This window comes from Brevibacillus sp. JB24b (assembly GCF_051713385.1).
Lineage (GTDB): Bacteria > Bacillota > Bacilli > Brevibacillales > Brevibacillaceae > Brevibacillus_B > Brevibacillus_B laterosporus.
Genome location: NZ_JBNVQV010000001.1, coordinates 3684664 through 3710153 on the forward strand (window position 1 = coordinate 3684664; position 25490 = coordinate 3710153).

Consider the following 25490-nt stretch of genomic DNA (forward strand, 5'->3'; position numbering starts at 1 on the left):
GTTTGAATCAATAATGGTGAGCAAAAGTATAATTTCTTGCTAGACCAAGCAAAAACCAGCCCTAATAGGCTCTGGTCGGGCAAAAAGTGTCAATGTTATGACGTATTTATTTTACGATAAGATATGAAAAAAGTCACTCACTTAATGGTACGTTATCATTTATGAACTAAGTAAATTATTTAGTCTTCCATCGTAAATAGAATAGATTCAAGATTCGTTTGTAAATTAGGCCAATAGTATTGCTTACCTCGATAGAAAACATAATCTCCCTCTATCTTCATTTGATACTGTTGTTTATTGATATAGAAGATCAGATTCAATGATGTTGTCGAATTTTCTTGACGTACAATGGTAGAGGTGGAATGTTGTGTACGTGTAAGTACACGAATTACTTGATGTATTCTACCCTGTTGCATAAGGTTCTGTTTGTTAAGGTGAGCTTCTCTCCTATTGTCTTGTTGTCGGTAATTCTTCGCTTCCAATCGTGTTGCTTCATATAATTCCTCCCATACTGTCTTTTTAGGACTCTCTGGCAACAACTTGGTTACCAGTTGATACAAGGAGGAATTTGTTTGATAATAAATCGTTTCTCTTCCTACCACACAACGAAGTAATGTTGGTTGGAGTAGTTCATAATGAAGTTCGTTCTGTCTCTGAGGATAGCTCACCTGATAGGAAGGATAAAGTGGGTACACCTGAACAGGTCGGTCTACCATTTTGCTCTCTGATAACAATTTAATAGCCTCATGGGCTACTGCCCCTCGCACTGTCAGGGTATTTGTCTGGGGTAAGTCTAGAGCTTTGAATTCTAACCCATCCAGTTCTTGAACACCTATAATAGCTAGCCCAAGTTGCTTTCGAGCGGTTTGATAGAACACACTTGCATTTTCACCTCGATATGTATTGTTTGCATAGGTGAAACCATGCTCTCCAACCTCCATAACCAGTGGAGCTTCTTTTTGTCTATAGGCAATTAGTCTAAATTTAATCTCCTGATCCTCCAGCCTATCCTTTGACATCATCAATGATAGGCGACGACCTGTAAAATTTTTCTCAAACTCTTCCATAGATAATAGTATTTCTTGTCCGGTTGTAGTGAGGACAGAGACACCTACCAGTGCCTGAAAAACCTGTGAAAGGTCTACTTTCTCCTCTGATCCATAACCGCTTGATTGCGTGGAGCAACCAACAACGACGAAACAAGTCCATATAACGGACATCAAGCAAACATGCCAGCTTTTTTTCACGCATGTCCCCTCCTGATCTGTTTCTTTGCTGTATATCTACAGCAGTCCTAGGCGACGGCTAATATCGCTGCCTAATTTACGTTTTACATAAATTTCGCCGATTTGATGAGGATCTTTGACAATGAAGGAGCGATTGTTTGTTCGAATCGAGACATATTTTTCATTATTTTTATCTAGTCCGCACATCAATTCATTACCAATCTCTACGAATATACTAACTACAAATTTTCCCTCTACCTCCCGTAAGGAGATTTTGGGAAAAGGGTGTAAAATCGGCGTAGTCTTAATTTGAATATACTGCGTGATAGCAAGTAAGTATTTATCAGGATCACCATAATGAGCTAGCTCATCGTTCACGCCCACAATCTTTGAATCATCGCTAATGCCTAAAAATATATTACCATTATTACTATTGGCAAAGGCGACAATCGCTTTGATGATCGCTTGCTTTGAATTTAAGAAGTCCTGCTTAAATTCAATCATATCGTTTTCACCCAGCTTAGTAGCTATTATAGGGTCATCCAATCTGCCTAAATGGCGAAAACGACTCAGCGCTCCTAATCGATAAACATAATCTTCAAATAGATCGGCTGGTAATGATATATCTTCAATGACTGCATCCATCTTTTGCCATAGCTGATAGGTTTCTTTAGAAAAACACATATCAAATAGAACCGTGCTCCCTAACGACTTCATGTTCATTCCAACTGCGACACTGTTACGATAGGTAGGTTGATAAGTATCCACTCCCCTTACCTGCAAAACCCCTTTTTCAATAAGAAAGTCAAAATATACACGTGGTAAAACAAGTAACCGTTTAAGTAGCATTGGATGTATGGAAGGAAGACGATCATGGAACAAATCAAACAGAATTTCACTCTCCGAGACACGATGGATCTCTGCAAGAAAAGTACATAAGGATTTCATCATTCACCCCGTTGCCTTTCCACTGTTTTTATGAAGATGTTCATTATGCAAGCTTTTCGGTCAAATCAATCTTCTTTCCCGTTAGGAGGCTCCTTACTTTTACATATCTTATTCTTTTTTAGTTTATGTTACCTGTACTCATTTCAATTAATTTTTCTTATCATACTAAAGTAATATTACAAAACAAAGACAAAAACTGATCTGATTTCAATTTCTCCGTTCTTACTGTTTTTTCACAGAAAAAGCGCCCCATAATGGACCGCTTTATCTAAAATGAACCTATTCAAAAATAGCATAATTCGCGCCTGATTTTTACAGGTATTCAGAAAAGACTATTCATTATCGAAATTTTAGTCAACAAAAAAGGGAATCACTTATCATACAGAAGCGATTCCCTTCCCATTCATTTATATGTGTTAGCTTTCCTCTTACCTATTTTTATATCTGCTTACTTGCCAACTGCTGTTACACGTCCATTTTGAGACACAAGATAAATAGTACCATCCGCACCAATAGCAGGTGCTGAGACTGTATTGTCTTTCATGTTGTATTCCCAAATTCGGTTTCCTTTTTGATCAAGGGCACGCAACATACCGTTTCCTGTTACCATATAAATAACCCCATTGGCGTCAAGGATTGGTGCTGAATCGATCTGATGTCCTCCGTTAAAGGACCACTTTGATTTACCGTTTTTAGAATCAAATGCGATAAACATACCGCTATCTGTTCCAACATAAAGTGTTCCGTTAGAATCAATCGCAGGTGACGAGGTTATTTTTTTTCCAACAGATGTAGACCATTTTTCTTTCCCATTGGATGCAATCGCATATATCGTTCCATCCTCTGTACCCAAATACAGAGTACCGTCGTTTCCGATTACTGGTGATTGCTTCATAGGAGTATTTAATGTCAACGTCCATTTCATTTTTCCTGATGCAGCATGGACAGCATACAATTTACCGTCAGAAGTCCCCAGGTAGACCACTTGATCCTTTGAAATGATGGGGGCTGTAGTTACAGGTGATTTTGCACTAAATGTCCATTTTTCGGATCCATTCTCGTTAAAAGCTTGTAATTTACCATCGCCAGTTCCTACATAGATCGTTCCATCTGAACCAAGTGCAGGTGACGTAGTTACTTCACCAACTGTACGTTTCTCCCATTTTTTCACTCCACTTGGGTAAACAGCAAACAAGGAATGTTCAGACGACCCCGTATAAATCGTTCCATCCTTTCCGATTACACTACTAGACAAATCACCTTTTAGCAGAGCTTTCCAGTTAACACGCCCGTTTTGATAGGCATAAAGTTCTCCTCCATTAGAGGCTACATAGACTGTTCCATTGGCTGTAACCACAGGTGAGGATTTAATAGATTTTCCCGAAGTAATTGACCATTTCTCTACTGGGTTAGGAGCAACATTATAACGTGATTGGCGGGTCCAATTATATGTAGAAGGTTGTGCTGCTTGATAATCATAGGTCCCAGCTTGATAACCAGTTCCTTGCGTAAATGCTGTCTTAGTTTGAACTGGCTTCACTGCTACAGGCTTCGCCAGAATTGCCTGAGGTACTATCACTGAAGACAATATCATGGTACCCGCTACTAACAGTTGTATTCTACTCTGCTTTTTCATGTTAATTCCCTCTCTTCCACAGGTTTTTAATCAAATCATCATGTAATTCTTTTATTCCGACTACACGCACAGAAAATGATGGGTGTACTACCATAAACGTGCGTGATTTCCTTTTGAATATACTGTAAATTGCTAGGTGAGTCCACCGTTTATTGTCAGGTAATTTCACCCATTCTTGTCTTAGGACTTTTGCCTGAATACCATTGAAAATATATTATGATGGTTCTGGTAATCCCATTCTTCATTGAATGTGAAAAATTATATGATGCACTTGTAGCATAATTTTACACATTTTACATAGGAATGAATCAGTTTATGATTGTTCAAAAAAAAGAAGGAAGGTCTTTTCAACCTTCCCTCCAATGATCTAACAATTACTTGAATGATGTTAGACCTTCCATATTTTGTTACTCTCGTTTATTTGCTTCCTCTAATTCTTCCACCATGAGAGAAAGCTCCGTCCAGCGTTCCATAGCTTGCTCCAATTGACTGGCTATCTCTTGCTCCTGCGCGAACAGCTCCTGCGCTCGCTCCACATTACTACCAGCATTTGCAACCTGATTTTTTATCTCTGAGAGCTTTTCCTCCAATTCAGCAATGCGATCTTCTATTTCATCCCAATCTCGTTGGTCTTTATAGGATAATTTTTTGGTTCGATTTCCACCTCTAGTGGCCTGAGTGGATGATTGATCTGATCTTTGTTCCTCCGCTCTTCCTTTAGCCGCTTTTTCAGCTAATGCTTTCTCTTGCTTACTCTCGTCTAGGTACTCAGAATAATTTCCCATATAATGACGAATTGTTCCTTGCCCCTCAAAAGCAAACAGATGCTCAACCGTTCGATCTAAGAAATAACGATCATGTGAGACAGTAATAACAGCCCCTGGGAAGTTATCTAGATAGTCTTCTAAAATACTAAGCGTTTGTATATCCAGATCATTCGTAGGCTCATCAAGGAACAAAACATTTGGCTCGCCCATTAACGTCCGTAGCAGATACAGACGGCGACGCTCCCCACCAGATAGCTTAGAAATGTACGTCCATTGCTGATTGGGGGTGAATAAAAATCGTTCCAGCATCTGCGAAGCGGACAAGGTGAATCCATCAGCTGTTTTGATTTGTTCAGCCACTTCTTTAATGTATTCAATGACTCGTACGTTTTCATCCATTTCCACATTTTCTTGTGTGTAGAACGCAAGCTTAACCGTTTCTCCTGTTTCGATAGTCCCACTATCGGGTTGTAAGCGACCTGCAAGCATGTTTAACAGCGTTGATTTTCCACTACCATTAGGTCCAATAATTCCAATTCGATCTCCAGGTACTACAATATAACTAAAATCGCTAAGGAGTGTACGTTCACCAAATGCTTTAGAGACCTTCTCTGCTTCAATTACCTTCTTACCAAGACGACTTGCCCCCAAAGCAATATCAAGCTTGGCCTGTGGACCGTCTACTTTCTTGTCACGTAGCTCTTCTGCTCGCTGTACCCGTGCTTTTTGTTTAGTGGTTCGTGCTTTAGCTCCTCTTCTCAGCCATGCCAGTTCTCTACGCAACAGATTTTGTCGCTTGCTTTCTTGAGCCATTTCATTTTCTTCTCGTTCTGCCTTCTTTTCTAGAAATGATGCATAGTTACCTTCATAGCTATACAGCTTACCATTATCCAATTCAAAAATTCGATTTGTTACTCGATCAAGGAAATAACGATCATGGGTTACTAGTAATAATGCACCCTTAAAGGAAGAGAGGTACTCTTCTAACCATTCTACCGTTTCATTATCAATATGGTTGGTTGGCTCATCTAAAATTAGTAAATCGGCAGGTTGAATTAGCGCACGGGCCATCGCTACCCGTTTACGTTGTCCACCAGAAAGCTTCTCTACTTTCTGCGCAAACTGGGTAATTCCTAACTTGGTGAGTATCATTTTTGCTTTGGTATTTGCATCCCAAGCATTAGTTGCGTCCATTTGTTGCTGGGCACGTAATAACCGCTGTAGCTTGCGCTCGTTCTCCTGATCTTGCTGTAGTTCTTCCAAAGAAACCTCGTATTCTCGTAATGCCTGCATGAGAGGGGTATCTCCATAAAATACTTGCTCTAGGACAGTTGAACCTCCATCAAATTCTGGATTCTGTGGCAAATATTCTACTCGAAAATGATTGGAATGAAGGATTTCCCCCTGATCAGCTTCCTCAATACCCGCAAGAATTTTAAGCAAGGTAGACTTACCTGTACCATTTACACCAATCAAACCAATTCGCTGGTTCTCAGCAATATGAAAGGAAATGGAGTCAAATAAGATTTTTTCTCCAAAACTTTTTTTAATATGATCCACTGTTAGTATATTCAATCTGATCATCCTTACTTCTATATAAGATGTCCGTTCGTAATACTCTACAAAATCTGTTTTTAACGAAACGTAGAGTAAAATGTTGTTATCGTACATGGACTTACTTCTCATTGTACAAAATGACAGGCCTAATGGGAACAGCTAGCACGATTTTGGAAGACGAAATCATTTTTGTTGCAGATACCCTTTAACTTTTTATACAGTCAAAATTAGATGGTTTATAGCATAGGATCGCTCTATTTGAGCTTACATTACATCTAATGTATACATTGATAGGTTTGAACTTGATTTTATTTTCCTTATTCAGATGACTTGAAAATGGATTGCATCTAGTTCAAATCAACTTGTAATGACTGGTAAAGGGGATATCTAACATGTATGCAAAAATTTATTCAGCTACTATTCATGGAATAGATGGCATGCTAGTTACGGTAGAGGTTGATATTTTTAATGGATTGCCACATTTTGAAGTGGTTGGTTTAGGTGGTAGCGCTGTTAAAGAAGCACGGGATCGTGTCCGATCCGCCATACGAAATTCTGGATTCGACTTCCCTATGCAGCGTATTACCGTTAATCTAGCCCCTGCAGATGTGCGAAAAGAAGGATCAGTCTTTGACCTAGCGATTGCCTTTGGAATCTTACTAGCATCTAAACAAATTGAAATGACATCAGCTATTCCACTCATTATCGGTGAACTAGCACTGGATGGTAGCTTACGCCCCATTCCAGGTGTTTTGCCCATGCTATTGGAGGCTCATCAAAGAGGTTTTTCGAGAGTAATTTTACCCACTGCTAATCAAGCAGAAGCAGAGCTCGTTCCTTTAGAAACCATGCCTGTACCTCATTTACGAACAGCTGTGGAGGCTAATAAAGGGAACGAATGGGTCCATGTAATCGATCCTACTCTAGTTAATACTGACTACACTCATCCAAGCTCCATTGAGCTTAGAAACGAAAGTAGACATCCTAATGTGATTCCTTCTTACGATTTTGCTGATGTAATGGGACAACATTTCGTAAAAAGGGGTCTGGAAGTTGCAGCAGCTGGATTTCATAATGTAATGCTAGTTGGTCCTCCTGGATCAGGAAAGACTTTATTGGCCAACTGCATTCCATCCATCATGCCTAAAATGACCCAGGAGGAATCCTTTGAAGTAACCAAGATTTATAGCATTGCGGGCTTAACAACTCGGCATGGACTCATTGTCACCCGCCCCTTGCGTGCACCACACCATACAATCACCCAAGCCGCTTTAGCAGGTGGTGGATCTCAAATCCCACGTCCGGGAGAGTGTAGTCTGGCTCACGGTGGAATCCTTTTTCTTGATGAAATGCCGGAATTTTCTCGGGGGGTACTTGAAGTATTACGACAACCTCTCGAAAATGGTCAAATTACCATCAGTAGGGCCAAACAAGCCTATATGTATCCAGCACGTTTCTTACTAATTGGATCTATGAATCCTTGTCCATGTGGGTATTATGGTTCCAAAGATCAAAATGTCTGTCGATGCTCACCCTTACAAGTATTAAAATATCGTTCCAAAATCTCTGGTCCCTTACTAGACCGCATTGATATTCATTTGGAGGTTCCTCGTGTTTCAGTGGAACAGTTAACAAAGCGAGAAGGGGAGGAAAATTCAGCTTCAATCCTCACACGTGTGGAGATGGCCCGTAGTATCCAATCTCAGCGTTACCGTCAAAACAAACGTTTTTCATTTAATAGCTCGATGACTGGACAAGAATTACGAACATATTGCTCACTTGATAAAGGCGGACAAGAGTTAATGAGCATTGCTTTTAATAAACTAGGGCTGAGTGCTCGTGGATATGATCGTATTGTTAAAGTTGCTCGTACTATTGCTGATTTAGATGGTTCTCTGGATATCAAAACTTCGCATGTAGCAGAAGCAATTCAATATCGTTCATTGGATAAGGCTATTTTCGCATGACCCAAAAATATCTCTTACAGACAAGGTAACCATGCGCCATTTTTGGGTAAATAACTGTTGGGTATGTTTCCTACCTATTATCGAAGTGAATTCATAAAACAAACAAAAAAAATCTCTTCGATAAGATAGCGACGTATTCACAATACAAAGTGTAACAAATTGAGTACTATTTTTATGGGCAGGAACCATAATAAGTAAATAGTCTCGTGTAAGCGGAATCAAAGTTATAAATGTTAGTAGAATATTCACTTTTTTAAAAGAAGTAAAGATTGACTTATTTATTAAATATTGGTACGATAATAATCAGATAACCTGTCGAATTTTGACTAAATACATCTGACAGAGAGGGGATTTACACCTATGAAATCAACAGGTATTGTAAGAAAAGTGGATGAACTAGGACGTATCGTTCTTCCTATTGAATTGAGACGTACATTAAACATTGAAATCAAAGATCCTATGGAGATCTATGTAGATGGAGAACGCGTAATCTTGAAAAAATACTTACCATCTTGTATCTTCTGTGGAAACGCAGACCAAATTACTCACTTCAAAGGTAAAATCATTTGCCATGATTGTCTGAATGATATGCCTGTTGGCACGAAAGAATAATTTTTTATTGTTACATACGCACTATTTATGTTTTCCTTTATGTATTATCAAAGAAACCGTTCTCTTCTTCGGAAGAAAACGGTTTTTTTATTTCACCAGGTAAAATATAGTTCTTGCACAAAAAAAAATGGCTGTCATTACGTCATTTCTGACTAAAGACAGCCAAACCAGATGTATTACCTAATATGGAGGAGTTACAACTTGTCGAGTACATTGTATTTTACGCTCGAAGATTAACTATTGATGTAGATAAATCACTATGAACCGCCTATTTCTTACAAATTAGATAATTGTCGCATTATCAACTAGATATATTTGTAATGCTCAAGACCTTCTTCGGTCTGTGAAAGATCAGGGGAAATCCATACTGCAATAGCATCAATCCGAAATGTATCATAGGACTGATTATGATTTTGAAGGTAGGCTAGAGCTAGCTGTCGCAATTTTTGTTGTTTACGTGGAGTGATAGATTCAACAGGACTTCCATACTTTGGAATAACTCCTCTTTTGCCTATTCGAGTCCGAACTTCAACAAATACAACTGTCCGCTGTTCCATCGCAACTATATCGATCTCACCTTGAGAGAGCCGAACATTACGACCAATAATACTATAGCCCAGGCTTTCAAGATAATCACTCGCTCTACCTTCCCCGATTTGACCAATCAGTCTTCTTCGATCTGTCATTACCCCCACTCTTTCTTATCTAATCGATATACAAAAGCAAGAATTTCTGCTACCACCTGATATAATTCAGGGGGAATTTGCTGCTGTAAATCCAATTTAGACAGAACCTCTAATAACGAAGGATCTTCCTGAACAGGAATGTTATGTTCTTTTGCCTTTTGTAGAATACTCTCGGCAATATAACCGCCCCCTTTAGCAACCAGGCGTGGAGCATCGTCTTGATCTTCTTTGTATCGCAACGCGACTGCTTTCTTTAATCGTGGTACCGGATTTTCTTGAAAGGCATTGTTGTTAAATGATCGTTCCATAACGTTCCCCCCTTTCTTTATTAGATACGAAAATCAACACCTGTGTAGTTACTTTTCATTTGCTCTGTCTCTCTTGTAAGTCCGCCATTTCCAGATTTGGCATCTGGTAGTGGCAGTACACGTAAAATAGATAGCTGATAGCCCACTTCCTGGAGTTGCTGGGTAAACGTTTGCTTTTCTGACTGAATCAGTTGCTCCAACCATGCTTGATCATTATATACCTGAATAGTTGTAATTCGATTGACAATGCTTACATCAACCATGGTCATACCCAGAGCATGTAAATCTAATTGAAAAAATAATCTACAATTTCCTGGGTCTAATTGCCCACCTTTTTGTTTACGAGCTTCCACTTGTACAAAAGCCGTATCTTCTCCTTGCTCAGTCTTAATTGGAATTTGCATCATCACATGCGTCAGTGGTTGCGTCTGCTGAGATGTCGACATCATTAATTGTTGTCCAGTAATGTGTTGGAGCAATTGCTCTGCCGTTTCCTTTAATGCTAAAGATACGCCTTGTGAAGCCTGTGTAATTTGTAATAACAAACTTTTTATATTTTGTAATTGCTGTTGATCAATTGTTTCTGTGCCTGTCCGTCCAGCTTGAAAAATATTTCTTTCATTAGTGACACCTAGCAATTCCAGCTTTTGTTGCAATATTCCAGTACTCTTCCGTAAATGAGATTGATCCACTGATGATCCCTCATTTGATTGGGAGGATACTGCCTGATTATTTACGATAGATTGTTGGTTAGATGACTCTTCTGAGGCAAGCATGCCAGAAGACTGGATCGTCGTATTCACAGTAGAATTCTGCACAGGGGCTTGAACACTGGATTGTTGTTGACTATTTTGGTTAGAATCCCCTCTAGCATTGATTGTTTGGTTGCTATTCCCTGTGGTAATGACTGATTCTGTAAGAGTGCGTGTCGTTCCAGATGAAGGAAGTGAAGATGATTGACTTGTACCTTCTGTTTGTTGCAAAGCAGCCCGTCCTCTTCCCCCATTAATATTCCCATTCAATTGGGTTTGCTCATCTGCATCTGCTCCACTTATAACTCCAGCATTTACTCCTTTTTGCACATTTGACCCTTGAGTGGACAAAAAAGTAGTTGTGTCATCGGCTAAGGATGATGACATAAGCTTCTGTTGGATTGGTGATTGATTCGAAAGATTCTGCTGTTGCCCTGTTTGCTGACCTAATCCAACAGATGAGGCTCCATTTTGTAATCCTACTCCTGTTTGTTGCCCTGTCCCAGCTTCTTGGTTACTTATATTTTGTTGTAATGACGTTTGCGAAGGATTCCCCATCAATTGCTTTGGCACCATTCCTGAGTTCCCATTTAGCAATGGCGTTTCTTCATTTAGCTGTAGCGGTAATGATTGTAATAAGGTGGCAAGAGTTCGTAAAGATTGTTGCAATTGTGGTGACGTAGAAGCTGAGGAGGAGCCTTGCGATGCTGTTTGAGTCTGCTCAGCAGCTCCTGCTGCCTCACTCTGTAATGGGAGTGTAGCTAGCGTATCAGTAACCTGTTGTAAAAAAGCACGAATAGAGTCAGAAATATTATTTCCAAATAAAAAGCTGCGCAACGCCATGACTACATCCTGCGTGATTGGAATTTGTTTAGTAAGTGCTGTTTGCACGGATTGCATGACATCTGAACCTGATCCTTGTGTTTTTATAATTTGACCAAGCTCCATTAATGTTTGCTTGTTTACAGGCAAATTTTTATCGAGTAAAAATTGCAGGGCTTCTTTTAATTCCGGTTGATTAGGTAATCCAAAAGAGCGTAATAAGCCCTCCTGAGAGGCTTCTTTGGTGGTTTGACCTGCCTCCGTATGAACCACCTTCAAAGTAAGTGGCTCTGTATTCCCTTGAACCTGTAGCCATGCTTTTTGACCCGCTTCCAAATTCGTCTCCATTTTAGCAACCATTTGCATTCCGCCAATTTGGACGATAGCCCCTTGTTCCGGAAGTACTTTTACTATGGTTCCCTTTACCACCTGGTTAGGGCTTAGCTCGATCTGTTTGTTTCCACTTGTGCGGGTTTGTTGCAACATGTTAGATAGCAGTTGACCAGCTTGGATCATCGTTCGTTCTCCTTTCATGTAAAAACAATTAAAAAATTATTCCAAAGAGATATTTATGTACGAAATAGGCTAGAAAGATCCTCATCAATGCTGGTTGTGATCAGTAAAGATTCTTGGCCTTGCTCGAGCGTATCTGATTACAGCTCTATCCGGTAATAAGTTCCTTAACTCCCCCAAAGGTCTTGCGGTGCAATGCTGAAGGACCATACGTTCGTAAAGCCTGTAAGTGTTCCGCGGTACCATAACCAGCATTTTGTTCAAAGCCATATACCGGATACTCTGTAGCATATACTTCCATAAGACGGTCACGCGTCACTTTAGCTACGATTGATGCAGCCGCGATGGAAACACTTTTGCCATCACCGCCAATAATAGAGAGCTGTGGGGTTTCTAAACGTGGTAAGTGTACAGCATCAATTAAGCACAGGTCTGGAGTAATTCCTGTCTCTTTTACTGCTATATACATTGCTTCGCGCGTCGCTTCCAGGATATTAATTTCATCAATGCGCTCAGCAGAAACGATCCCAATACCCACAGCTGTTGCTTCTCGCATAATTACTTCATAATAAGCTTCTCGCATAGAGGCACTCACTTTTTTGGAATCATTTAAACCTGGAAGATAAAAATCAACGGGCAAACAAACGGCTGAAGCAACAACTGGACCAGCTAGGGGGCCTCTTCCTACTTCATCGATACCTACTATGTATTCATTACCTTGTGACCAGTACAATTTCTCTGTTTCGGTCATAGCTTTCCAAAGGGCTTGTTGCTTTTTCAAATGATTTTCCTGAGTAATAAATCTGCGCCATATTGCTTGAACACCTTTTCTTTGATCTGTAGAGAGTTTCAAGCGTTCCTCAGAAGACAGCTGATCTGCCCCTTCAACCCATTCTCTTATCTTTTGTATCGACATTTCCGCTATGTTCATTAATTTTCTCTCCCGACTTCCTTTACTTTCTCTCTTTATTTTATCGTAAGACTAGCCTTGCGACAAAAATTTTTCACGTCTACAGTCATTCAAATAATCTACTACTATCAATCAATAAAACAGTAATGATTATTCGTTGCCAAAATCTTTTGCATCAGCTCAGTAAGCAATACGAATTGGATGATCCAAAACATTTCATCTCTTTGGATCAAACAAGCAAAAACCCCTGCCATTGCGGCAAGGGTCCATACATACTTTATTTATTCATCATAGATAGAACGCGGTTCGCCAATCGCTACTTCCATTTCCCAATCAATCGGGCGCTCTAACGTAATTTGACCAATCTTTCCTGAGCGTAGTTCACGTAACAATAACTCGGAAGCTTTGTCATAGTCAATATGACCACCTGATGCCATACAGCCACGTTTTTTTCCGATCATTTCAAGTAATTCTACGCCATCTTCAGGTAGATCAGTTAGCTTATAGCGGTCTTTTAATCGCTCTGGATAGTAATGCATCATATAACGAACTGCGTACAAGGCCACCTCTGAGAAATCAATTAGTTCATCCTTAATAGCACCACTTGCAGCTAAGCGTAGTCCTACCATTTGATCCTCAAACTTAGGCCAAAGAATACCTGGTGTATCCAGAAGCTCCAGTGTATCGCCCATTTTTACCCATTGTTGTGATTTTGTAACAGCAGGACGATCTCCTGTTTGTGCAACAGAGCGTTTGGCTAGACGATTAATCAGTGAAGATTTACCAACGTTTGGAATACCCAAGATCATGATTCGTACTGCTCTTGCCAGCATTCCACGATCTGCACGTTTTTGTAACATATCTGAAGCTAATTCTTGGCATAGCTCAGGGAGTCTATTAACTCCTCTTCCTGATAAAGCATCAATCGGTAGCGTACGGACGCCTTGTTCTTTAAAATATCTCGTCCACATTTCTGTTACAGCTGGATCAGCCAGATCTGCTTTGTTTAATAATATCAAACGTGGTTTTTCTGCCACGATCTCATCGATCATCGGGTTACGACTAGACAAAGGTAGCCTTGCATCCAGAAGCTCGATGACCACATCAATTTGCTTTAATTTTTCCGTTACTTGGCGACGAGCTTTGGCCATATGCCCTGGAAACCATTGGATTGTCATCGTACATTCACCTACTTTTTTACACAGCTGTTTACTTGATTAGCGTGTCATGCGTATATCTTTTAACGGCCAGAAGACGAACTCTGCCCGGCCTACCACTTTACTTACTTCAACTGGACCAAACTCTCGGCTATCTGAACTATTTTGGCGATTGTCCCCCATCACATAGATATGCCCAGGTGGAATCGTTAGTTTTTCGAAAGGAGTGGTTAGTGGTAGATCCTTCTCTTTTTCCGCAAGATCACGTTTCTCTTTTAAGTATGGCTCTTCCACTACCTTATCATTAACATACAAAACATCGTCTTTTACTTCAACGGTGTCTCCCGCAACAGCGATGACCCGTTTAATATAATCACGTTTTTCAGACGCATGGAATACGATAATTTCCTCACGCTGTGGCTCTCTTAGATGATAGAGAGCTTTGTTAACCACGAGTTTTTCTTCGTTATGCAAAGTAAAATCCATGGAATGACCCTCGACGATAAACGGGGCAAATAAAAAAGTACGGATGAAGAATGCTAAAGCTATTGCTATAACAATCGCTTTAATCCATTCCCAAGCTTCATTTTTCTTCTTGGTAGTCGAGGCGTTTTCGCTCATAATCTTTCCTCCTGCTCTAGAGTCTCATTTATCTATTATATATGACAGAAGATATCTTTACACTTTATAAGTGCATCTATCTGAAATGAACTGTATTTTCTAGAGAACTGAGGGCATTCAAAACCGAATGTAACTGAAAAAAGGGGGACTGGCAAGCAGCCCCCCTCTTATTCTTATCGACGAATTTCTTTAATGCGAGCAGCTTTACCTACGCGATCGCGAAGATAGTACAATTTCGCACGACGTACGCGACCATGGCGAACTACTTCAAGTTTGTCGATCTTCGGTGTGTGTAGTGGGAATGTACGCTCAACACCCACGTTGTAAGAAATCTTACGAACAGTGAAAGTTTCGCTTACACCAGTACCACGGCGGCGGATAACAACGCCTTCGAACACCTGAATACGCTCACGAGTACCCTCGATAACCTTAACGTGTACACGTACAGTGTCACCAGGACGGAACGCAGGAAGATCCTGTTTCAGTTGTTCTTTTTCCAATTCACGAATAATTTGATTCATCATGATTCACTCCTTCCACACAGACGTTCTTACTCGCCTCTATTGCTAAACCTCTAGTTAGGTTAACGAACAAGTAGCGGACCGTCGAAGTCAGCGGCAAAATTGCCACAAGTGATATTTTAGCATAATTAAAGGCTATTAACAAGCATTATTAGAAAATAATCAAGGATAAAATTCCCTCAATCTACTGATATAACCGGACTATAAAAATCAGTGGCAATCAGGTTCAGGTATAATTCTCCTTTCCTTGCTTGTGAGCATTAAGAGTCACTCTCTTCTTGCTGAATTTCTACTAGCAACTTTTCGATTTCTTTGGTTTTCTCGATCTTCTCCAGTAACTCTGGCCGGCGTTGCCAGGTGCGCTTTAGAGATTCTTTCAATCTCCATCTTTCAATGTTCGCATGATGTCCAGATAATAGAATATCAGGCACCTTCCAGCCTCTGAAGTCAGCAGGACGTGTGTAATGAGGATGCTCTAAAAGTCCCGTAGAAAAAGAGTCTGTTACAGCAGACATTTCATTACCTAGAGCTCCTGGCTGTAAGCGAACAACACTATCAATCACAACCATAGCACCTAATTCTCCACCTGTTAGCACATAATCACCTATAGAGATTTCATCCGTCACCAGATGCTCACGAATACGCTCATCATAGCCTTCATAGTGACCGCAAATGAACACGAGATGCTCTTCCCGAGCCAACTCTTCTGCCATTTTTTGATCATATCGTCTTCCCTGCGGACACATTAATATAACGCGCGGTTTAGAAGCACCCTCATGAACTGAGAGGCCTTCCACAGCATCAAAGATCGGGTCAGGCTTTAAGACCATGCCACCACCGCCTCCATAGGGAGTGTCATCTACGTTTCCATGTTTGCTTTTCGAATAATCGCGAAAGTTAATCACTCCAAAATCGACGATTCCTTTCTCTGCTGCTTTTCCTAAAATACTGGTAGAGAATACCCCTGTAAACATCTCTGGGAACAGTGTTAGTACATCAATACGCATGATCTAACTCTCCTCTACAGCAATCCATCCATGATGTGGCAAATTACTTTTTTATTCTGAACATCTACCTTTTTAATGCAATCATCAATGAAAGGTAGCATGATTTCTTTACCATTATTTCCTTTTACCACCCAAACGTCATTGGCACCTGGTTGTAGAACCTCTGTAATCTTGCCTAATACTTCACCTGTGTCCGTAATTACTTCGCAACCAATGAGCTGATGGATATAAAACTCGTCTTCTTCCAGATCTAGTAGTTCCGTTTCAGGAACCTTTAATTCCCCACCCTTATACTTTTCTACGTCATTAATAGATGAGTACCCTTTAAAGGTTAAGATGATAAAATCTTTATGTTCACGATACGAAGCAATTTCAACGATTACCGGTGTAGTCAAGCTTGGATGGAACAAATGCAATTTATTACCTTTTTTAAAACGAACATCTGGGAAATCTGTTGTAGAAACAACACGCATTTCTCCACGTAATCCCTGTGTATTAACCAATTTCCCTACCGTATAAAATTTTGGTTGTGTCACGAGCTTTTGCCTCCTTGACGTATTTCTATTACGATCCCATCACGAATAATAATTTCGGCATCCGCCATTTTTTCATTCCAACGGTCCCCTACTTCCATTTCAACTTGACTTTTAAGGGTTTGCTGATGGAGTTCACTTTCTAAGGGAAGCCTTTCTACTTGTTTCAGTTGAATAGAAATAAGTTCCAATTTTTCACGTAAGGTTCCTTCTTCCTGATCCAACCGTTCCAAAGCTAAACGAACCCCTTCGCTTCCTCTTTTTTCTGCTTCAGCTAATATTTTTTTACGCTGGAATCGCCATTGCTCCAATTCCATATGCACATATTGTGCTTTTCTTTCGTATTCTTCCCGTAATAACGCCTTTGTTTTCTCCGTTAAAACAACTTTTACATGCACCAATCTCTCAATGCTGATCATAGGCCCCGCCTCCCGACAGCTAAGAAAGTTATTTCGTTGCTTTCGTTTATATAAACACATTTAGTAACGTTATACCTTTGCATGTGGGATTAACACGTATGTAGATACGAAAAAAGACTGGAGAAACCCCCAGTCTTTTTTATACGATTTCAACGGTAATCCGCTTATCAGTCTGCACTGCAGCAGCCGTTACAACCGTCCGCAGGGCTTTCGCAATGCGACCTTGTTTTCCAATAATCTTACCCATATCATCTGGATGAACGGAAAGCTCGAAAACCAAGATACGCTCCTTGTCCACTGCGTTCACTTTCACATGTTCCGGATGATCCACAAGAGCTTTCGCGATCGTTTCGATCAAAGCCTTCATCTAAAGATCACCGTCCCAATCTTACTTCTTGCCGATTTTTGCTTCGTGTACTTTCGCAAGTACGCCTACTTGAGAAAGCAAGTTACGAGCTGTATCGGTAGGTTGCGCTCCGTTCATGATCCATTGAACAGCTTTCTCGCTGTCAATGTTAACCACTGCTGGTTGAGCAACTGGATTGTAATAGCCGATCTCTTCAATGAAACGACCATCACGTGGGGAACGAGAATCCGCAACTACCACACGGTAGAAAGGAGCCTTTTTAGAACCCATGCGCTTTAGACGAATTTTAACTGCCATGTTGTTCACCTCCTAAAAGAATCAACGATAAACGTTGTATGTGTCTATATATCTGAACTATCGCCTTTATAGAGCGAAGAGAGTTCAAGCCTACATTATTTAAACGGATTAAATGGGAAGTTGAAGCCACCTTTTTTATCATCGGTATCTCCACCCATGCCACCAAACGGATCGATTGGTGAATTTCCTTTAAATGGAAGGAATCCGCCTTTTTTCTTGCTTTTCTTTTTCATTTTGTCCGTCATGCCTGTGAATTGCTTCATCATTTTCTTCATATCTTCGAACTGTTTGATAAAACGATTCACTTCCTGGATCGTGGTTCCGCTACCAGCAGCAATACGCTTGCGACGGTTTGCATTCATGACATCAGGGTTAGCGCGCTCTTCCTTTGTCATCGATTTCACGATGGCTTCCGTACGAGCAATTTGCTTTTCATCCACCTTTAGATCTTTCATGCCCTTCATCTTATTCATGCCAGGCAACATTCCCAATAGGTCCTCAAGAGGTCCTAACTGGCGCATTTGCTGCATGGAATCCAAGAACATGTCAAAAGTGAATTCCCCTTGGCGCATTTGGCGCTCCATCTCTTTTGCTTTATCCACATCGACGTTTTCCTGTGCTTTTTCTATCAAGCTCAGTACATCGCCCATACCCAGAATGCGTGATGCCATACGATCGGGATGGAATGGTTCCAAGGCATCAAGCTTTTCACCCATTGCTGCGAACTTGATCGGTTTACCAGTCACTGCTTTAACGGAAAGGGCCGCACCACCACGTGTGTCTCCATCTAGCTTAGTAAGAATCACACCTGTAAGCTCTAATTGATTGTTAAAGCTCTCTGCTACATTGACTGCATCCTGACCAGTCATAGCATCCACAACCAGCAAAATCTCATCTGGCTTTGCCACTTCACGCACTTGTTGAAGCTCTTCCATAAGAGTTTCATCAATGTGCAGACGACCTGCCGTATCAAGAATCACGTAATCGTAGTGATTTTCTTTAGCATGTTCAATCGCTTTCGTAGCGATTTCTACAGGACTGACTTGATCACCCATAGAAAATACAGGAGCACTCAGTTGATCACCTAGTACTTGTAGCTGCTTAATTGCAGCAGGGCGATAAATATCGCAAGCAACTAGCATAGGCTTACGATTTTGTTTTTGTAATAGCTTAGCCAGTTTACCGGTTGTGGTTGTTTTCCCCGCACCTTGTAGACCAACCATCATAATAACAGTCGGTGGCCGGTTAGAGACAGCTAGCTTGGAGACGTTACCGCCCATAAGCTCAGTCAGCTCTTCATTTACCACTTTAATAACCATTTGTCCTGGCGTTAAGCTTTTCAAAACATCTTGTCCAACTGCACGTTCCTTGATGCGAGCGACAAATTGTTTCACGACTTTAAAGTTAACGTCTGCTTCCAATAAAGCGAGACGTACTTCACGCATCGCCTCATTTACGATGGTCTCGTCGATTTTACCTCTGCCACGTAGCTTATCAAAGGCGCCCTGCAATCGGCTTGCCAAGCTTTCAAATGCCATATGTGCCCCTCCTAATCCATCTCTGACAGTTGGCGGAGCAAGATAAGCAATTCCTCTCTCGTATCGTCCCCACCTGTGGCCTCTACCAGATTGATCATCATCCTCACAACCTCTTGACGCTGTTCGTACTTCGCTGTTAGCTTCAGCTTCTCGTCATATTCATACAGCTGCTTTTCAGCTCGCTTGATATGATCATAAACGGCTTGTCGGCTTACTTCATGCATTTCTGCAATCTCGCTTAACGATAGATCATCCAGGTAGTAAAGCTCAAGGTATTCACGTTGCTTTCCTTTTAAAAGAGAAGCATAGAAGTCAAATAAGAGATTCACTTGATTCGTTTTTTCCAGCATGGAACCAATCCTTTACAGTTAGATCGGTTGCTACTGTGTAAAGTTCTTTTCCTTTACAGAGCCAAGTAATATACTATACAATCCTGCGCCTACTGTCAAGTCTTTTTGTTGACATTAATTTTTTCTATATAAATTCTACAAAAACAGCGTTCGTAAGCTCACTATTCTTGCTTGGATTCAGCTTCCTGTTCTGCCTCTTTTTCAATCAAGCCAGCAAAAAGTGCATGTACGAATTGCTCTGGATCAAAGGCTTGTAAATCATCCATTTTTTCACCCAAACCTACATATTTCACCGGTATATCCAGTTCATTGCGGATAGCAATAACGATACCACCCTTCGCTGTACCATCTAGTTTGGTCAATACAATGCCTGTGACACCTGCTGATTGCCCAAAAGCCTTAGCTTGATTCATAGCATTCTGTCCAGTCGTAGCATCTAGAACCAACAATACTTCGTGTGGAGCATCCGGGATTTCTCGTTGTAGGACACGGAAGATCTTATTTAGCTCCTCCATTAGATTCACTTTGTTTTGCAAGCGCCCCGCCGTATCGCAGAGAAGAACATCTGCCTTACGTGACTTAGCCGCTTGCACCGCGTCATAGATGACAGCTGCCGGATCAGCGCCCTGTTGGTGTTTAATCACGTCTACACCAACACGATTCCCCCAAACCTCCAACTGCTCAATCGCTGCCGCACGAAACGTGTCCCCCGCAGCCAAAACTACTTTTTTGCTTTGTTGTTTAAACATATGGGCCATTTTACCAATGGTAGTGGTTTTTCCTACACCATTTACCCCTACGAATAACACAACGTTTAAACGTCCTTCTTCTATCTGTAATGCCGTATTGTGGGCTTCATCATTACGTAATAAGTTAACTAGCTTTTCCGATAGAATCGGTTGCAAGTCAAGAGCATCCTCAATCTTGTGCTTACGAACCTCACCTCGCAAATCATCAACGAGCTCCATCACTGTATTTACGCCTACATCAGCTGCTATTAGAATTTCTTCTAGCTCTTCAAAGAAATCCTCATCAATTTTTTTGTAACGACGGACTAAATCCTCTACTTTTTCTACTAAAAGATCTCTGGTTTTGGTTAACCCATCCGTAAACTTCTGCGTTACCTCTTCTGATTTTTTAACGATGGAATCACGAAGTTTTTTAAAAAAGCTCACAAATGACCCTCCTTGAATATTGTTTCTTTGTTTTTCATGGTGCGTTGAGTCTACAAGACTACAACTATCTATGAAGCTGAATCAATCAGTTTTTTCGTTTCTTCAAGCTTAACAGACACCAGCTTGGAAACGCCGCCTTCCTGCATAGTAATACCGTACAGAACATCAGCACTTTCCATAGTACCTTTCCGATGTGTGACACAAATAAACTGGGTCTCACCGCTAAAGTGATGCATGTATTCTGCAAAGCGGCTGACATTGGCTTCATCCAGTGCGGCCTCGACCTCATCTAATACACAGAATGGCACTGGTTTTACACGCAGAATGGCAAATAATAGCGCCATAGCTGTTAATGCGCGTTCTCCTCCAGATAACAACGCTAAATTCTGCAATTTCTTACCAGGCGGTTGAGCCACAATATCAATTCCTGTTTCCAGCAATCGATCCGGTTGTGACAATAAGAGATCAGCTCGACCTCCTCCAAACAACTGCACAAACACATCTTGGAATTGGACTCGAATCTCATCAAATGTCTGTTGGAAACGACGCGACATCTCTGTGTCCATTTCAGCAATCACCTGATAGAGCATCTCTTTTGCCTCTATTAGGTCTTCTTCTTGTTTACGCAAGAAATCTAACCTCTCTGCTAGGCGATCAAACTCTTCAATTGCTCCTAAATGAACCGTACCGAGTGCAGCTATTTGCTTCTTCAATCCATTAACTACCACCTGTTGCTCAGCAAACTCTCCCAGCGGAGGATATTTCTGCTTGGCAAGGTCAAAGCTTAGCTCGTACTCTTCTGATAGCTTGTTTAGCAAATGATCTAATTCCACTTCATACCGGTTTCCTTTTACCTCTTCGGCATGTAGTTTCTCTTCAAGTGCTTTTACTTGTTTACGAATCTCTTTTACTTCAAGCTCCAATTGCTCCTGCTTAGCAAATAGACTAGCTCGATCTCCACGTCGTTCAGAAATTAAGTTGGCAACACGGTCCTTATCCTGGCGAAGCTCGGTGATTTTTTCATCCAGCTCTCCAAAAAATGAATCATTATTATCATCCAGGCTATGTAGATCCATCAATGCCTGATTTGCTTCTTCCCATTCTTTCGTCAACAAGGTACGTTGTTCACGCAAACGCTCTACCTGTTCAATTCGAGAAGCATGCTCCTGCTTTACTTGAGCCACCAGCACCTTCAGAGTGGTAATCTGCTCATTCATTTCTTCCTTGCTGAGCATATGCTCTTTTCGTCTTGTTTCTGCTGTAGCGATGGCGGTTGTGAGCAAATGCTCTTCTTCCTCTAGCCCTTTCAATTGCTGGGTAAGTTCCATCAGCTTATGCTCAGCATCGTTCATCTCTTTTTGATAGAGAGCCATATCCTGATCAAGTACAGCCATACGTTCACGTAATGACTTTCCAGATAACTCCGCCTGTTGTAACAACCCTTTTAATTCCTGTTCACGTAAACGGAGAACTTCTCCCTGTTCACGCAACTTTTCCTGTTGTTCCTCTGCTTGTTTCGCTGTTTTTGTAACAGCATCAATGCTAGCCTTTTTCTGTATCATTTCATTATGCAAGGTATCTAACATACCTTCTAGCTCTTCTACCTGACGGTTGCGCCCTAGAAGATTGGCATTGTTCTTCTTCACAGCTCCCCCTGTCATAGAGCCGCCTGCATTAACGATATCACCATCTAGCGTAACCACCCGATACCGGTAATGACAACTTCTCGCTACACGGTTTGCTTGCTCCAATGTTTCAGTAATAATCACATTGCCAAGCATAGACTCGACAACAGCGCGATAAGCTTCATCAAAGGAAACAAGACGACTGGCAATACCTACCACTCCGCTTTCATGGCGCAATTGCCGTTCATCTTCACTGGTAAGTGAACGAGAACGAATCACCGATAGTGGCAAAAAGGTAGCACGCCCCAGATTATGCCGTTTCAAGTAGGTAATCGCTTCACGTCCCGCTGCTTCGTCGTTTACGACCACATTTTGTAGCGCTCCACCCAAAGCAACCTCGATAGCCGTTTCAACCTTACGCGGTACCGTCATTAGCTCAGCAACCGCTCCGTGAATTCCTTTCATGCCTTTTTCACGAGCTCGTAAGATTTCTTTAACCCCCTGCTGGAAGCCTGCGAAATCATGCTGCATCTCTTTTAATAAGTCTAATCTAGAGCGTGTAGCTTCTCGTTGCTGTTCAAGGCGACGTATTTCTTTTTCAGCCTCTTCAATCTGTTGTTCTTGTCCGCGAGTTTCGGCCATGAGTTCACGGAAACGGGTTAAGATTGTATTTAGCTTTTGCTCAATTGTTGCCAGTTCAGTGGCATGCCCTTCACCTGTATGCAGTTGAGTAGACTCTTCACTAACCAAGCGATCACGATCTACTTGCAGACGTTCTATTCGCGCCTTGCTGGTATCACGCGTCTGTTCTTGATGACGAATATCATTACGAAGGCGAGCCATTTCATTAAGCTTATCGAAGTAATCGCTTTTCAGCTTTTCCAAGTCATCTGTCAATCCACGCACAACAACCTGGAATTCAGATTCCGCCTTCTTGAGCTTTCCTTCTGCTTCACGCATCTTTCCCTTAGCTTCTTCTCGACGTGCCTCTTCTGCTGTCAGCTCTTCCTCTAAGGCATGCTGCTTCTCGGTTAAGCGATGCATTTGCTCCATCGTTTGCTTACGATTCGCTTCAAGATTTCTTTTGCGCTCCCGCAATACCTCACGGCGACCCTCTACCTTCTCCGCCTCTTCACTAACCGTTAGCAATACCTGTTGTAGCTCTTCAATTGATTCGTCAATTTGATTAACCTTGTAACGAGCTTGCTCCAGCTCAGCTTCTTGCTGGCCTGCTTGCGCGGTACGCTTGGCCAATTGGTTTTCAAAATCAGCTGACTGTCGTTTCGTTTCTTCCCATTTGGCATGCGTCTGTTCGATTTGCTGTACGTAAAGGGCTACCTCATGCTGGATCAGCTTTTCATGTAGCCCTTTATAGGTCTTTGCTTTTTCGGCTTGCTCCTGCAGTGGACCTACTTGCTCTTCTACCTCATTGCGAATATCATAAATGCGCACTAAATTTTGGGTAGTTTCATCCAGTTTCTTGCCTGCTTCTCGCTTACGTGTTTTATATTTTACAATTCCGGCTGCTTCTTCAAAAATGCCCCGGCGATCTTCTGATTTTGTACTAAGTATTTCTTCGATTCGTCCTTGTCCAATAATGGAGTAGGCTTCTTTTCCCACACCGGTATCCATAAACAGTTCCATGATATCTTTTAATCGGCAGGAACGCTTGTTAATAGAATAGTCGCTGTCCCCTGAACGATAGACTCGACGTGTAACGGTCACTTCGGAGTATTCGGTATCCAAAGAGCCATCCGAGTTATCTAGGGTCAAAGATACTTCCGCGAAATTTACCGGTTTGCGCGTATCGCTACCAGCAAAAATAATATCTTCCATCTTGGAGCCACGAAGCGACTTGGCGCTTTGTTCACCAAGCACCCAACGAATCGCATCCGATACATTACTCTTGCCGCTACCGTTTGGACCAACTACCGCAGTCACTCCCGGTACAAACTCCAATTCGGTCCGGTCTGCAAACGACTTAAAGCCGATCAGTTCCAACCGTTTTAAATACATGATAATCTCCCCTAAACATACTCAATCCTCTTTAACTCTCCTAGTTTATCACAGATGACCCATTTGGCGTAGGGTGACTTGGGAAATACCTGATTTTCTGGCGTGTTACCAGTTTTTCCATATATCCTGCATTTATAGAAAAACTAAGCTTTATTTAGAATGAAAACAAAAGAAGCCCTTACTTTGTTTTCAGCCAAAGTAAGGACTTACGATTCCTACTATTCAAACCATGTTTCTATTATTGGTTTGCTCTGCACTTCATCCTAATTAATTCGTCAGTGGTACTTTCCAATTAATGTTGCGGTCTTCTACAAGCGTTTCATCTTATTTCAAAATAATAGTAAATAACTTTTCATCAAAAAAAGACTAAGCCCCTACCTTGTAGATAAAACAAAGTAGAAGCCTAGTCTTTTTTATAGGTTTACAGCTATTTTTATGAGTTACGCTTTCGTCTCAATTTTCATGAGAGCAAGTGCAGCAGCGCGTTGTTCTGCCTCTTTCTTGGAACGACCAGAGCCTACTCCCAACTGATTCCCATTCAATATCACTTCGGATACGAACTCACGATTGTGGGCAGGCCCTCTCTCTTGCAAAATTCGATAAATAATTTCTCCCAAGCTGTCCTGTTGAACAAGCTCTTGCAATTGACTTTTAAAATCGGTCACTTGTGTAAATTCACCTTTATCAATGCGCGGATACACATATTTTTCTAGGAATTGAAAAACCGCATCCAAGCCTTGATCAAGGTACAAAGCGCCGACAAAGGCTTCAAAAACGTCAGCGAGGAGAGCTGGACGTTGTCGCCCTCCTGTAAGCTCCTCGCCTTTTCCCAATAACACTAGTTCACCAAAATGAAGCAACTCCGCAAACTTAACGAGTGACGGTTCACATACGATCGCCGCACGAAGCTTGGTCATTTCACCTTCGCTCATTTTCGGGAACATTTTGTAGAGAAATTGGGAGACCGTTAGCTCCAACACCGCATCGCCTAAAAACTCCAAGCGTTCGTTGTCAGAAATCCGTTTGCCCCTTTGCTCGTTCACATAGGAAGAATGGGTGAATGCTTGCCGCAACAAGGACTCATCAGTAAATACGATTCCGATTTTTTCTTGCAGCTGTTTAAAATTCATCCCTCTCACACCTTCCCTCACCGAATGCAT

At 41.4% G+C, this 25490-nt stretch carries 23 protein-coding genes; 2 read left to right on the top strand and 21 right to left on the bottom strand.

The features are described 5' to 3' along the window. Positions 1–179: 179 nt before the first annotated feature. The 4 genes from ACQV1I_RS17185 to ACQV1I_RS17200 form a co-directional block, all read right to left on the bottom strand. Positions 180–1247, bottom strand: coding sequence for a hypothetical protein (locus ACQV1I_RS17185; RefSeq protein WP_116333364.1), 1068 nt, complete (start codon positions 1245–1247; stop codon positions 180–182). 36 nt (positions 1248–1283) lie between these two features. After that, on the bottom strand, positions 1284–2174 hold the full coding sequence (locus ACQV1I_RS17190; RefSeq protein WP_094699407.1) for an AlbA family DNA-binding domain-containing protein: 891 nt from the start codon (positions 2172–2174) through the stop codon (positions 1284–1286). A gap of 448 nt (positions 2175–2622) precedes the next feature. Then, complete coding sequence (locus tag ACQV1I_RS17195) at positions 2623–3810, bottom strand: outer membrane protein assembly factor BamB family protein (protein ID WP_116333365.1); 1188 nt, start codon at positions 3808–3810, stop codon at positions 2623–2625. Positions 3811–4217: 407 nt separating this feature from the next. Continuing rightward, positions 4218–6152: an ABC-F family ATP-binding cassette domain-containing protein gene (locus tag ACQV1I_RS17200; protein ID WP_116333366.1), complete on the bottom strand. Its 1935-nt coding sequence runs from the start codon at positions 6150–6152 to the stop codon at positions 4218–4220. 374 nt (positions 6153–6526) lie between these two features. On the opposite strand from ACQV1I_RS17200, the gene ACQV1I_RS17205 reads away from it, so the two are divergent. Together ACQV1I_RS17205 and ACQV1I_RS17210 are read left to right on the top strand one after the other, a co-directional pair. After that, a complete protein-coding gene (locus tag ACQV1I_RS17205) occupies positions 6527–8101 on the top strand; it encodes a YifB family Mg chelatase-like AAA ATPase (protein ID WP_116333367.1) in 1575 nt (524 codons plus the stop codon). 360 nt (positions 8102–8461) lie between these two features. Beyond that, a complete protein-coding gene (locus ACQV1I_RS17210; protein WP_018670802.1) occupies positions 8462–8713 on the top strand; it encodes an AbrB/MazE/SpoVT family DNA-binding domain-containing protein in 252 nt (83 codons plus the stop codon). Positions 8714–9018: 305 nt separating this feature from the next. Here ACQV1I_RS17210 and ACQV1I_RS17215 read toward each other — a convergent pair whose 3' ends face one another. The 17 genes from ACQV1I_RS17215 to rnc form a co-directional block, all read right to left on the bottom strand. Next, positions 9019–9399, bottom strand: coding sequence for a YraN family protein (locus tag ACQV1I_RS17215; protein ID WP_018670801.1), 381 nt, complete (start codon positions 9397–9399; stop codon positions 9019–9021). Beyond that, positions 9399–9707, bottom strand: a complete 309-nt coding sequence (locus tag ACQV1I_RS17220; protein WP_018670800.1) for an EscU/YscU/HrcU family type III secretion system export apparatus switch protein — start codon at positions 9705–9707, stop codon at positions 9399–9401. Before ACQV1I_RS17220 ends, ACQV1I_RS17215 begins: the two co-directional genes overlap by 1 nt. 20 nt (positions 9708–9727) lie before the next feature. Next, positions 9728–11797, bottom strand: a complete 2070-nt coding sequence (locus tag ACQV1I_RS17225; RefSeq protein WP_239209050.1) for a hypothetical protein — start codon at positions 11795–11797, stop codon at positions 9728–9730. A 145-nt stretch (positions 11798–11942) separates the two neighbouring features. Further along, positions 11943–12725 carry a ribonuclease HII gene (locus tag ACQV1I_RS17230; protein WP_116333369.1) on the bottom strand — a complete coding sequence of 261 codons (783 nt, stop codon included), beginning with the start codon at positions 12723–12725 and terminating at the stop codon, positions 11943–11945. A gap of 260 nt (positions 12726–12985) precedes the next feature. After that, on the bottom strand, positions 12986–13882 hold the full coding sequence (gene ylqF / locus ACQV1I_RS17235) for a ribosome biogenesis GTPase YlqF (RefSeq protein WP_018670797.1): 897 nt from the start codon (positions 13880–13882) through the stop codon (positions 12986–12988). Between the two features lie 39 nt (positions 13883–13921). Further along, positions 13922–14482 carry a signal peptidase I gene (lepB, locus tag ACQV1I_RS17240; RefSeq protein ID WP_018670796.1) on the bottom strand — a complete coding sequence of 187 codons (561 nt, stop codon included), beginning with the start codon at positions 14480–14482 and terminating at the stop codon, positions 13922–13924. A 173-nt stretch (positions 14483–14655) separates the two neighbouring features. Beyond that, positions 14656–15003, bottom strand: coding sequence for a 50S ribosomal protein L19 (gene rplS, locus ACQV1I_RS17245; RefSeq protein ID WP_003341429.1), 348 nt, complete (start codon positions 15001–15003; stop codon positions 14656–14658). A gap of 260 nt (positions 15004–15263) precedes the next feature. Then, the gene (gene trmD / locus ACQV1I_RS17250; RefSeq protein ID WP_094699413.1) at positions 15264–16010 is read right to left on the bottom strand and encodes a tRNA (guanosine(37)-N1)-methyltransferase TrmD; all 747 of its coding nucleotides are present in this window, start codon (positions 16008–16010) and stop codon (positions 15264–15266) included. Between the two features lie 14 nt (positions 16011–16024). Then, positions 16025–16546, bottom strand: coding sequence for a ribosome maturation factor RimM (gene rimM / locus ACQV1I_RS17255; RefSeq protein WP_094699414.1), 522 nt, complete (start codon positions 16544–16546; stop codon positions 16025–16027). Then, positions 16543–16962 (bottom strand): YlqD family protein, encoded by a 420-nt coding sequence (locus ACQV1I_RS17260; protein ID WP_094699415.1) that lies wholly within the window; start codon positions 16960–16962, stop codon positions 16543–16545. The genes rimM and ACQV1I_RS17260 overlap by 4 nt, the downstream gene beginning before the upstream one ends. Before the next feature lie 139 nt (positions 16963–17101). Beyond that, positions 17102–17329, bottom strand: coding sequence for a KH domain-containing protein (locus tag ACQV1I_RS17265; protein ID WP_003336874.1), 228 nt, complete (start codon positions 17327–17329; stop codon positions 17102–17104). A gap of 21 nt (positions 17330–17350) precedes the next feature. Then, a complete protein-coding gene (rpsP, locus tag ACQV1I_RS17270) occupies positions 17351–17626 on the bottom strand; it encodes a 30S ribosomal protein S16 (protein ID WP_003336873.1) in 276 nt (91 codons plus the stop codon). Between the two features lie 95 nt (positions 17627–17721). After that, a complete protein-coding gene (gene ffh, locus ACQV1I_RS17275) occupies positions 17722–19164 on the bottom strand; it encodes a signal recognition particle protein (RefSeq protein WP_116333370.1) in 1443 nt (480 codons plus the stop codon). Positions 19165–19175: 11 nt separating this feature from the next. Then, positions 19176–19514 (bottom strand): putative DNA-binding protein, encoded by a 339-nt coding sequence (locus ACQV1I_RS17280; protein ID WP_003336871.1) that lies wholly within the window; start codon positions 19512–19514, stop codon positions 19176–19178. 161 nt (positions 19515–19675) lie between these two features. After that, on the bottom strand, positions 19676–20689 hold the full coding sequence (gene ftsY, locus ACQV1I_RS17285) for a signal recognition particle-docking protein FtsY (RefSeq protein WP_116333371.1): 1014 nt from the start codon (positions 20687–20689) through the stop codon (positions 19676–19678). A gap of 68 nt (positions 20690–20757) precedes the next feature. Further along, positions 20758–24330: a chromosome segregation protein SMC gene (gene smc, locus ACQV1I_RS17290; RefSeq protein WP_116333372.1), complete on the bottom strand. Its 3573-nt coding sequence runs from the start codon at positions 24328–24330 to the stop codon at positions 20758–20760. A gap of 440 nt (positions 24331–24770) precedes the next feature. Next, positions 24771–25460 carry a ribonuclease III gene (rnc, locus tag ACQV1I_RS17295; protein ID WP_018670789.1) on the bottom strand — a complete coding sequence of 230 codons (690 nt, stop codon included), beginning with the start codon at positions 25458–25460 and terminating at the stop codon, positions 24771–24773. Positions 25461–25490 lie beyond the last annotated feature (30 nt).

What these genes read in the sequence shown, in the direction of transcription:
- ACQV1I_RS17190 (WP_094699407.1), bottom strand. Translation starts at nt 2,174, where the DNA reads ATGAAATCCTTATGTACTTTTCTTGCAGAGATCCATCGTGTCTCGGAG.
- ACQV1I_RS17195 (WP_116333365.1), bottom strand. Translation starts at nt 3,810, where the DNA reads ATGAAAAAGCAGAGTAGAATACAACTGTTAGTAGCGGGTACCATGATA.
- ACQV1I_RS17205 (WP_116333367.1), top strand. Translation starts at nt 6,527, where the DNA reads ATGTATGCAAAAATTTATTCAGCTACTATTCATGGAATAGATGGCATG.
- ACQV1I_RS17210 (WP_018670802.1), top strand. Translation starts at nt 8,462, where the DNA reads ATGAAATCAACAGGTATTGTAAGAAAAGTGGATGAACTAGGACGTATC.
- ACQV1I_RS17215 (WP_018670801.1), bottom strand. Translation starts at nt 9,399, where the DNA reads ATGACAGATCGAAGAAGACTGATTGGTCAAATCGGGGAAGGTAGAGCG.
- ACQV1I_RS17220 (WP_018670800.1), bottom strand. Translation starts at nt 9,707, where the DNA reads ATGGAACGATCATTTAACAACAATGCCTTTCAAGAAAATCCGGTACCA.
- ACQV1I_RS17225 (WP_239209050.1), bottom strand. Translation starts at nt 11,797, where the DNA reads ATGATCCAAGCTGGTCAACTGCTATCTAACATGTTGCAACAAACCCGC.
- ACQV1I_RS17230 (WP_116333369.1), bottom strand. Translation starts at nt 12,725, where the DNA reads ATGAACATAGCGGAAATGTCGATACAAAAGATAAGAGAATGGGTTGAA.
- ylqF (WP_018670797.1), bottom strand. Translation starts at nt 13,882, where the DNA reads ATGACAATCCAATGGTTTCCAGGGCATATGGCCAAAGCTCGTCGCCAA.
- lepB (WP_018670796.1), bottom strand. Translation starts at nt 14,482, where the DNA reads ATGAGCGAAAACGCCTCGACTACCAAGAAGAAAAATGAAGCTTGGGAA.
- rplS (WP_003341429.1), bottom strand. Translation starts at nt 15,003, where the DNA reads ATGAATCAAATTATTCGTGAATTGGAAAAAGAACAACTGAAACAGGAT.
- trmD (WP_094699413.1), bottom strand. Translation starts at nt 16,010, where the DNA reads ATGCGTATTGATGTACTAACACTGTTCCCAGAGATGTTTACAGGGGTA.
- ACQV1I_RS17260 (WP_094699415.1), bottom strand. Translation starts at nt 16,962, where the DNA reads ATGATCAGCATTGAGAGATTGGTGCATGTAAAAGTTGTTTTAACGGAG.
- ACQV1I_RS17265 (WP_003336874.1), bottom strand. Translation starts at nt 17,329, where the DNA reads ATGAAGGCTTTGATCGAAACGATCGCGAAAGCTCTTGTGGATCATCCG.
- rpsP (WP_003336873.1), bottom strand. Translation starts at nt 17,626, where the DNA reads ATGGCAGTTAAAATTCGTCTAAAGCGCATGGGTTCTAAAAAGGCTCCT.
- ffh (WP_116333370.1), bottom strand. Translation starts at nt 19,164, where the DNA reads ATGGCATTTGAAAGCTTGGCAAGCCGATTGCAGGGCGCCTTTGATAAG.
- ACQV1I_RS17280 (WP_003336871.1), bottom strand. Translation starts at nt 19,514, where the DNA reads ATGCTGGAAAAAACGAATCAAGTGAATCTCTTATTTGACTTCTATGCT.
- smc (WP_116333372.1), bottom strand. Translation starts at nt 24,330, where the DNA reads ATGTATTTAAAACGGTTGGAACTGATCGGCTTTAAGTCGTTTGCAGAC.
- rnc (WP_018670789.1), bottom strand. Translation starts at nt 25,460, where the DNA reads ATGAATTTTAAACAGCTGCAAGAAAAAATCGGAATCGTATTTACTGAT.